This is a genomic window from Micromonospora sp. NPDC023869 (genome assembly GCF_055559695.1).
Genome location: NZ_JBVHKD010000020.1, coordinates 80,739 through 88,929, shown reverse-complemented (window position 1 = coordinate 88,929; position 8,191 = coordinate 80,739). Strand labels below are relative to the sequence as shown.

8 protein-coding genes are annotated in these 8,191 nt (G+C 70.2%); 4 read left to right on the top strand and 4 right to left on the bottom strand.

Annotated elements, in window-relative coordinates; genetic code table 11:
- A partial coding sequence (locus ACZ31C_RS31870) for an endo-1,4-beta-xylanase (protein WP_465798445.1) occupies positions 1 to 1,421 on the bottom strand: 1,421 nt, incomplete at its 3' end.
- A gap of 455 nt (positions 1,422 to 1,876) precedes the next feature.
- Here ACZ31C_RS31870 and ACZ31C_RS31865 point away from each other — a divergent pair.
- Complete coding sequence (locus ACZ31C_RS31865; RefSeq protein WP_465798444.1) at positions 1,877 to 3,451, top strand: mucoidy inhibitor MuiA family protein; 1,575 nt, start codon at positions 1,877 to 1,879, stop codon at positions 3,449 to 3,451.
- 13 nt (positions 3,452 to 3,464) lie between these two features.
- On the opposite strand, the gene ACZ31C_RS31860 is transcribed toward ACZ31C_RS31865, so the two are convergent.
- The 3 genes from ACZ31C_RS31860 to crcB (ACZ31C_RS31850) are packed head-to-tail and all read right to left on the bottom strand — an operon-like array spanning position 3,465 to position 5,022.
- Positions 3,465 to 4,097: a uridine kinase family protein gene (locus ACZ31C_RS31860; protein WP_465798443.1), complete on the bottom strand. Its 633-nt coding sequence runs from the start codon at positions 4,095 to 4,097 to the stop codon at positions 3,465 to 3,467.
- A 26-nt stretch (positions 4,098 to 4,123) separates the two neighbouring features.
- A complete protein-coding gene (gene crcB, locus ACZ31C_RS31855) occupies positions 4,124 to 4,498 on the bottom strand; it encodes a fluoride efflux transporter CrcB (protein WP_465798442.1) in 375 nt (124 codons plus the stop codon).
- Entirely contained in the window at positions 4,495 to 5,022 is a 528-nt protein-coding gene (crcB, locus tag ACZ31C_RS31850) for a fluoride efflux transporter CrcB (protein ID WP_465798441.1), read from the bottom strand. The genes crcB (ACZ31C_RS31855) and crcB (ACZ31C_RS31850) overlap by 4 nt, the downstream gene beginning before the upstream one ends.
- Positions 5,023 to 5,501: 479 nt before the next feature.
- Here crcB (ACZ31C_RS31850) and ACZ31C_RS31845 point away from each other — a divergent pair, with 479 nt between their 5' ends.
- The 3 genes from ACZ31C_RS31845 to ACZ31C_RS31835 are packed head-to-tail and all read left to right on the top strand — an operon-like array spanning position 5,502 to position 8,130.
- Positions 5,502 to 6,461 carry an ABC transporter substrate-binding protein gene (locus ACZ31C_RS31845; protein ID WP_465798440.1) on the top strand — a complete coding sequence of 320 codons (960 nt, stop codon included), beginning with the start codon at positions 5,502 to 5,504 and terminating at the stop codon, positions 6,459 to 6,461.
- 17 nt (positions 6,462 to 6,478) lie between these two features.
- Complete coding sequence (locus ACZ31C_RS31840) at positions 6,479 to 7,303, top strand: ABC transporter ATP-binding protein (protein WP_465798439.1); 825 nt, start codon at positions 6,479 to 6,481, stop codon at positions 7,301 to 7,303.
- A complete protein-coding gene (locus tag ACZ31C_RS31835; protein ID WP_465798438.1) occupies positions 7,300 to 8,130 on the top strand; it encodes an ABC transporter permease in 831 nt (276 codons plus the stop codon). Before ACZ31C_RS31840 ends, ACZ31C_RS31835 begins: the two co-directional genes overlap by 4 nt.
- Positions 8,131 to 8,191 lie beyond the last annotated feature (61 nt).

Sequence of the window (8,191 nt, the reverse complement as noted above, 5' to 3'; positions counted from 1 at the left end):
AGCTGGATCTGTGCGCCGTTGGTGGTGTTCCAGGCGTCGAGGCAGCGGCCGGATTGGACGCCGCTGATGGTGCCGTTGGTGTTGATGTTCCATTGCTGGTTGGTCTGGGTGTGGCAGGCGTAGATCTGGACGGCGGCGCTGTTGGCGGTGCCGGCGGCGTCGAGGCACATGTCGCCGTAGACGCGGAGTTGCTTGGTGGTGCTGTCGTAGGTCCAGGCCTGGTTGGTCTGCTTGTTGCAGTCGTAGAGCTGGACACGGGTGCCGTTGTCCCGCGAGGAGTTGGGGACGTCGACGCACCGGCCGGACTGCGAACCCACGATCTCGCTGGCGGAACCGGACGGAGGGTTGGTGGGCCCCGGCGTGGTGGGCGTGGGGGTGGTTCCGGGACCGGCGCTGTTCAGCGCGTCCAGGGTGGCCGTGTACGCGGCCTTCTTGTTGCCGCTGCCGTCGAAGAGCAGCGGGGTGCCGCCGGAACGCCACGAGTCGGTGTCCCGGATGCCCCACACCGTGATGCCGGTGCAGCGGGGGACCGCGAGACAGTCGTTGACCACACTGCGGTAGGTGTTGGCCTGCGAGGTGCCGGAGCCCTCGATGTCCAGCTCGGTGATCTGCACCTCGACGCCGAGCGCCGCGAAGCTGGACAGCGTGGTGCGGTAGTTGCTGTTGTACGCCGACTGGGCGTTGAAGTGCGACTGGAACCCGACGCAGTCGATCGGTACGCCCCGGTTCTTGAAGTCCTGGACCATCCGGTAGACGGCCTGGGTCTTGGCCCAGTTCCAGTTGTCGGTGTTGTAGTCGTTGTAGCAGAGCTTCGCGCCCGGGTCCGCCGTCCGGGCGGCACGGAAGGCCGCCTCGATCCAGTCGTTGCCGGTGCGCTGCAGGTTCGAGTCGCGCCGGGCACCGCTGTCGCCGTCGGCGAACGCCTCGTTCACCACGTCCCAGGAATGGATCTTGCCCCGGTAGTAGGTCGCGACCCGCGTGACGTGGTTCAGCATCGCGTTACGCAGCTGGGTGCCGGACATGTTCTGCATCCAGCCGGGCTGCTGCGAGTGCCAGGCCAGCGTGTGGCCACGCACCTTCCAGCCCCGGTTGAGAGCGTGGTTGACGATCCGATCCGCGTTGGTGAACGTGAAGTTGCCCTGCTGCGGCTCGGTCGCGTCGATCTTCATTTCGTTCTCGGGCGTGACGCTGTTGAACTCGCGGTTCAGGATCGTCGTGTACGCGCCGTCGCTGAGCTTGTTCGCCGCCACCGCCGCACCGAAGTACCGGCCGGACTGGTTCGCCGCCGCCGCGAGGGTGGTCTCGGCGGCGTGGGCGAGTGTGGGCAGCAGCGATGCGACGAAGACGGCGACCAGCGCGGCGGCTCCGGGAACGTAGAGCGCTCTGAGTCGACGCCTGGGGGGACGGGTCCGGGAGATCATGCTGATCCTCCACTGATGGGATAGGACGTATCTGTCACTGATCGGGTGCGCTCGCCAGAGCGCCCCGCAATGCCGGGTCCGCCGATCGAGGCCAGGACACACGACCGGCACCCGTGCGGTGGTGAGTCGTGTTCGGCTGTCTGATCGGCAGGTGAAGGGTGGCGGTGATCGAGTCCGTCGCCCGCCGGGACGTGGTCGTGGGCGAAGGACTCCGGTGTGGACGTGTCACCCGGATGGTCGGGCCTGGTGACGGTGCGAGACACCTCCCTGGTGAGGAAGATCAATGTTAGCGATCTCATAGATCGGTGCCTATCAGGCTGGCAGAATGTTCCAGGGTTTTCAACCGGTAGTTTCGGAAAGGTGGCGGAAGTGTTTCGGTGACCGGTCGGCACCGCCACGACGCGGGTCACCAGTGCCGAAAGGAACGGTCACAGGGGTCGACTACCCTCGCCGCCGTGGACACTGCGGAGATCGATGCCCCCGTCGTCGGCGTCACCGTCTATCCCGACCGGGCCCGGGTCACCCGTCGTGGCGGTCTCCGGTTGCCGGCCGGTCAGCACCGCGTACGCGTCGCGCCGCTCCCGCTCGGCCTGCGGCGCGACTCGGTCCGGGTCGGCGGTCGGGGCGCGGCCACCGTCCTCGGCGTGGACGTGACCACGTGGCGACAGGCCCGCAGCACCGACGCGCAGGTGGTCGCCCTGGAGCAGCGCCGTCGCGAGGTGACCGACGAGTTGGCCGAGGTCGACGACGCGGACGGCATCGAGGAGCAGCGTGGACAGTTCCTCACCCGGTTGGCCGAGCGGGCCGGTGGCACGTACGCCCGCGCGCTGGCCGCCGGTGACGCCGCGCCCGGCGACGTGGCCGCCTTCACCGATTCGGTGGCCGCTCAGCTCGCCGACTCGCGGGCCCGGCGACGGGGGCTGACCCGTCGACGCACCGAGCTGCGGGAGGAGTCGGCGGCGGTCGGGCGCGATCTCGACGCCCTGCAGGGCAAGCAACAGCCGGACCGGCTGGCCGCCGAGGTGATCGTGGCGGTCGAGGCCGACGACACCGACGTCGAGCTGGAGCTGACCTACCTGGTGGAGGGCGCCCGGTGGCAACCCTCCTACGATCTGCGGCTGGTCGACGAGACGATGACCGTGACATGGTTCGGGATGGTCAGCCAGAGCACCGGTGAGGACTGGCCGGAGTGCGACCTTCGCCTCTCCACCGCCCGGCCGGCGGCGACGACCGGCGTACCGGACCTGTCGCCCTGGTATCTGGACCGGCTCCGGCCGCCACTACCGCGCATGGCGCCGGACATGGTGGCCGGGATGCCGGCGTTCGGCGCTGCGCCGGCCGCCAGCTCGCCCCGTGCCGCGCCGCCGGTCCCGCAGAGGCTGCGGGAGAGCGTCGCCGAGGTCGAGCAGGGGACCATTGCGGCCACCTACCGACCGGCCCGGCCGGTGGCGGTGCCCGCCGACGGCAGCACCCACCGGGCCACCATCGCCGTGCTGGACCTGCCGGCTCGGCTGGACCATGTCACCGCCCCGGTCCGCGCCGCGGAGGCCCACCTGCGGGCCACGATCCGCAACACGTCGGAGCACGCGCTGCTCGCCGGCCCGGCCGCGGTGTTCCACGACGCCGACTTCGTCGCCTCCACCCGGCTGCCGATGTGGGCGCCGGGTGAGGAGACCGAGGTGGCGCTCGGGGTGGACGACCGGATGCGGGTGGAGCGCACGCTGCACCGACGCGCCGAGACCAAGGCCACGCTCGGGTCGACCCGGCGCCGCGAGGTGGAGTACCGGATCACCGTCGACAACCACACGTCCCGCCCGGCGACCGTCGAGGTGCGTGATCAGCTTCCGGTCTCGCGGGACGACGCGGTGGTGGTACGCGAGACGACCGTCGTACCGCCGCCGGTCGAGCGGACGGAGCTGGGCGAGGTGACCTGGCGGCTGGCGCTCGCGCCGGGCGAGAGTGGCGAGATCGCGCTGGGCTTCCGGGTGGACCTGGCCAAGGGGGTCGAGCTGACCGGCTGGCGGGAGTAGGCGCTGCCCGGTCTCACGGCTGCGGCCGTCGTCGCACGACGACCTCGTCGACGTCGTCGCAGGGCACCGTCGGCTCGCCGTGGACGTGCAGGTGTGCTCGGGTGTCGGTCTGGTCTGCCGCGAAGAAGTCACGTTCGACCGCGAGCCAGTCGAGCCACGCATCGCGGTGCTGTTCACCGTCGCGCGCGATGCCGCGCCGCAGCCGCGATGCTTCGGGGGCGTCCACCCAGATCCGGTACGCGTAGCGGTCCGCCACCGCGCGCCGGGTGGACGTGACGCCCTCCACGATGACCAGGGCGCCGGCGGCGGTCGTCACCCACTCGCCGGTGGCGACTCCTGCGGTGTCGGTGGCCCAGTTCCGGGCGCGGAAGTGGGCGTTCCGACCGCTGGCGAGGGGCACCAGGACGTGGTCGACGAAGTAGTCCCACCACGCGGGGTCGTCCCCCCAGGTCCAGAACTCGTCCACCTCGACCAGGACTGCGTCACCGAGCGCTGCCAGCCTCTTCGCCACGGTGCTCTTGCCGCTCGCGCTCGGGCCGTCGATCCCCAGCAGCACGGGGGCGCCGCCATCGGCATGGTCGCGGGCCTGCGACAGCACGTCGACCAGGCGGACCCTACGTGTCGTGACGTCGTCCAGGCGTTCCACGTCGGAGAGTCTAGGAGCCGCCGGGCTCAGGCGAGAAACGCGACCGCGAGGTGGCTGCTGAGTGCGAGCGCGGCCAGCCCCGCCAGGACACTGCCGACGGCGTTGGCGATGGCGCGCAGCGGCGCGCCGGTCTCGGTCAGACGGACCGTCTCGACGGAGAAGGTCGAGTAGGTGCTCAGCGTCGCGCACAGTCCGGGACCGATCAGGTGCTGCACGGCAGGGGGCACGGCGATCGCGGTGCCGACGCCGGTGAGGACGCCGAGGCCGACGCAGGCGAGGAGGTTGACGGTGAGGGTGCCCCACGGGAAGGCGGTGCCGAGCCGGGTCTGGACGGTGCGGTCGATCAGGTAGCGCAGCGGTGCGCCGACGAGGGCGCCGACGATGACCATCAGCCAGTTCATCCGGCGTCTCCGTCTCGGGTGGGGAGGGTCGGGACGAGCAGCCGGGTGAGCGCCGCCGCACCCGACACGGCAGCCAGCGCGGCCAGGAGGGTGACGGCGAGGTAGAGCACCGCGATGCCGGCCCGTCCGCCGTCGATCAGGTGCTGGGCGTCCAGCGCGTAGGTGGAGAACGTGGTGTAGCCGCCGAGCACGCCCGTGCCGAGGAAGGGCCGCACCAGTGGATGCGCGGTGCGCCATTCGGTGATCAGGACCATGAGCGCACCCATCACCGCGCAGCCGGTGATGTTGATCCAGAACGTCGTCCACGGAAACGCGCCGGGCGCGGTCGGAGACAGCACGACGGCGCCGTAGCGGGCGCAGGCGCCGAGCACACCGCCGGCCGCGATCACGGCGAGGATCTCGAACTGTCGCGGTACTCGGCCGGTGCCGGGCGGCCACGGGGGGACGTCGACGTCGGGATCGACCGGTGCGCGCGGCGTGCCGGGAGCGGCGGGATCGCGGTGGTGGTCACGCGGCACGGACACGGGCTCCTACCTGGTCGGTCTCCACGCCCGGGTGTGGGCGTGCACGAGGGTCATCAGGTAGGGACCGTTGGTGGCCGGGAACGGCACGGTTCGGGTACGGCGGGCCCCACCGCCGTGCGGCTGTCTCGGAAGACGGCTGCCCCTCCAGGCTACCGCTGCGCGCCACCGGGGCAGGGGCCACACGACCGGGAGAGAAGCCGCTTCACGATCAAGCGGCCGACACGGTGCGTGACGAGCTTCTCGTGTGGCGCTCTTGCCTGAGATTTCGGATTCGTCGCACCAAGTGGGTTGTTCAGGTACTCCATGGTCGCTATCTCCTCGGTGCCCGGTGAGCGCGACGGGACGTCCAGGGGGCTTTGGCTACTGTCTGTGTTGAGAGGCTGTCGCTCGCACCTCTTGACGTTGTAAAGCGCCTCACAGTAGCGTCCCATATTAAGCAACCGAGACCACAATATGAGCCGCTGAAGTCTGGGGTAGCCATGAGAATGCGCGTAACGGCCGCGGCCGCCGCCCTGCTGATGACCGTCGCCATGGCGGCGTGTTCCGAGAACCAGTCCTCCGGCGAGTCCGGCGGCGACAGCGCCGGCCCCACCCCCGCCGTCAACTTCGGCGTCGGCGTCGACCCGGCGTACTCCCCGATCTATCTCGCCGACCAGGAGAACCTCTTCGACCAGGCCGGGCTCGACGTGACCGTCACCCAGTACCAGGAGGGGACCGGCGGGCTCGACGCGATCCTGGCCAAGCAGGGCCAGGTCACCGCCAGCACCGAATCCAGCCTGCTCAACCGCGCGACCCGAGGCGACATCAAGGGACTCGCGGTCTTCTCGCAGTCGCCCAGCTTCATCAAGCTCGTCGCCCGCTCCGGCATCACCGACGTCGCCGGCATCAAGAAGTACGGCGTCGTCCCCGGCACCGTTAACGAGTACGCCACCAACAAGGTCCTCGACAGCCGCAACATCGCCCGCGACTCGGTCGAGTTCGTCAACGCCTCACCCGCCGAGATGCCGGCACTGCTGCAACGCGGCGACGTCGACGGCTACATCATGTGGGAGCCGTGGCCCTCGCGGGGCGTCGCCAACGGCGGCACCGTACTGCTGACCAGCGGCGAGATCGGGTACGTCTACAACCTCGTGATCGGCGTCGACGGCGCCTGGTACGAGGGCAACAAGGAGACGGCCAAGAAGGTCGTCGACACCATCGCCCAGGCCTGCGAGCAGCTCACCGCCGACCCCGCCAAGGCCGGCACCGTCACCGAGACCGCGATCAAGGTGCCCGCCGCCGAGGCACAGACCCTCCTCGAAGGCGTGCAGTGCCAGGTCCGTGACTTCACCGACGAGGACATCCAGCGCTACAACGAGATCGCCCAGTTCCAGCAGGACAGCAACATCGTCAGCCAGAAGGCCGACCCGGCGACCGTCATGATCAGGGGAGTGGCGTGAACCGTACCGGCTCCCCGGTGTCCGTGAGCGACGTCGACATCCGGTTCGGCGACTTCGTTGCGGTCCGCCAGGCGAACCTGGACATCGCCGCAGGGGAGTTCGTCTGCCTGCTCGGCCCCAGCGGCTGCGGCAAGTCGACACTGCTCAACGCGATCGCCGGCTTCGTCACACCCGTCGGTGGGGAGGTGACCTGCGCGGGTGCGCGGGTCACCGGCCCCGACGTCTCCCGGGGAGTGGTGTTCCAGAGCGCCGAAGCGCTCTTCCCGTGGTTGACGGTCCGACAGAACGTGGACTTCGGTCCGCGGATGCGCGGCGTCGCCAAGGCCCAGCGGGCCGCCGACGTCGACCGTTACCTGGCGATGGTCGGGCTCAGCCACAGCGCCGACCGGTTCCCCGGCCAGCTCTCCGGCGGTATGCGCCAACGCGCCCAACTGGCCCGGGTGCTGGCCAACGAACCGTCGGTCGTGCTGATGGACGAACCCTTCGGCGCCCTGGACGCCCAGACCCGACTGGTCATGCAGGTCGAACTCGACCGGATCTGGCGGGAGACCGGAGCCACCATCGTGTTCGTCACGCACGACATCGGCGAGGCGATCCTGCTCGGCGACCGGATCGTCACCATGACCGCCGGCCCTTCGGCGGCCATCAAGAACGTGTACCCGTGCGACCTGCCCCGACCCCGCGACCTGACCGATCCGGCCAGCGCCGCACTCTTCCGCGAACTCCGCGAGGACATCGGCGCCGAGGTGGCCCGCACCCTGCAGGCCCAGGGCCTCGACGACGGACACGACGGTCGGCAGCGCCCGACACCCGACGGCGCCGACAGGAAGGCACGACGATGAGCGTGGACCTGCGCGCGGTGCCGGAGAAGACCAGCCGCGACACGACCGGCCCGGCCCGCCGACGCACCAGCCGACCCCGGCTGACCCGGATCGGCCTGTCGGCCCTGTCGGTGCTGCTCGGCGTCGTCATCTGGGACCTGGTCAGCCGCAACTACACCGCCTTCTTCCTGCCCTCACCGCTGCTCACCTGGCGCGGTGCGGTCGAACTCATCCAGGACGGCACGCTGGCCAGCTCGATCAGCGCCTCGTCGACCCGGATCCTCACCGGCTGGGCGCTCGGCGTCGTCATCGGCGTACCGGTCGGACTGCTGATGGGCTGCGTACCGTGGCTGCGGTTGATGCTGGACCCGTACATCCAGTTCTTCCGGTTCGTCCCGCCGATCGCCTTCGTCACCCTGGCGATCATCTGGCTCGGACCGGGCGAGGCGTCGAAGATCGCGCTGATCTTCTACACCACCGTTTTCATCGTCGCGCTCAACACCCTGGCCGGCGTCCTGTCCGTCGACGAACTCCGACTGCGCGCCGCCCGCGCGCTCGGCGCCAACGCGGTACGCACCCTGGCCTCGGTGGTGCTGCCGTCGACCGTGCCCCACGTGGTGACCGGCGCCCGGCTGGCCATGGGCAACTCCTTCCTGACGATCGTCTCCGCCGAGATCGTCGCGGCACAGAGCGGCCTCGGATCGCTCATCTGGACCGCCCGCAACTACGCCAAGACCGAGTGGGTCTTCGTCGGCATCATCACCCTCGGCCTGCTCGGCTACCTCTTCGACTGGATCCTGCGGGCCGTCACCAGCAGGACCCTGCGCCGCTACGGCGTCACGTTCTGACCCGCCCGGACCTGACGGCGCGCCGCTGCCGGCCGCCGGAGCCCGCGCGCCCACCACTATC